This is a genomic window from Sphingopyxis microcysteis (assembly GCF_012274265.1).
In the GTDB taxonomy this organism is placed as follows: Bacteria; Pseudomonadota; Alphaproteobacteria; order Sphingomonadales; family Sphingomonadaceae; genus Sphingopyxis; species Sphingopyxis microcysteis.
In genome coordinates this window covers 1-847 of the sequence record NZ_JAANYY010000010.1, presented here as the reverse complement: position 1 = coordinate 847, position 847 = coordinate 1, and the positions used below count along the sequence as shown (strand labels likewise).

Annotated in this window: 1 protein-coding gene; it reads left to right on the top strand. The window is 60.1% G+C overall.

Annotation, left to right across the window (positions count from 1 at the left end):
* The first annotated feature begins 66 nt into the window (after nucleotides 1-66).
* Nucleotides 67-827 (top strand): IS5 family transposase gene (locus G9408_RS16765; protein WP_168455016.1). Its coding sequence is split into 2 segments (ribosomal slippage): nucleotides 67-406 and nucleotides 406-827, totalling 762 coding nucleotides; the frame shifts between segments, so codons are not numbered across the junction.
* Nucleotides 828-847: the final 20 nt, after the last annotated feature.

The following is an 847-nucleotide window of genomic DNA, read 5'->3' as shown; positions in this document are numbered from 1 at the left end:
CTAGGGTCAGGACCCATTGATTTGCGGTAGCGATTATGATTCAGGCGACCGTGAAGGAGCCTGAATTTGAGCGATTTATTCTGGCTGACGGACGAGCAAATGGCCCGCCTTCAGCCCTATTTTCCGAAGAGCCACGGGCGTGAGCGCGTTGATGACCGGCGGGTTTTGAGCGGGATCATCTTCGTCAATCGCAATGGGCTGAGGTGGCGGGACGCGCCGAGAGAATATGGCCCAGCGAAGACGCTATACAATCGCTGGAAGCGGTGGAGCGACAAAGGCGTCTTCATCCGCATGATGGAGGGCTTGGCGACACCGCAGGCGCCAGAGCGCAAGACGATCATGATCGACGCGACCTATTTGAAGGCCCACCGCACGGCGTCGAGCCTTGGGGTAAAAAAGGGGGGCCGGGACGCCTGATCGGCCGCACGAAAGGCGGCATGAACACCAAGCTGCATGCCGTGACCGATGCGAATGGTCGTCCGATCAGCTTCTTCCTGACCGCCGGACAGGTCAGCGATTATACGGGCGCGGCGGCGCTGCTCGACACCCTTCCCAAAGCGCAATGGATGCTCGCCGACCGGGGCTATGATGCCGACTGGTTCCGCGACGCCTTGCAGGAAAAGGGGATCACCCCCTGCATCCCGGGCCGGAAGATACGGAACAACGCCGTCAAATATGACAAGCGCCGCTACAAACGCCGCAACCGCATCGAGATCATGTTCGGCCGCCTCAAAGACTGGAGACGCGTCGCAACACGCTACGATCGCTGCCCGAAAGCCTTCTTCTCCGCCGTAGCTCTCGCCGCGACTGTCATCTTCTGGCTCTGATCAATGAGTCCTGACCCTAG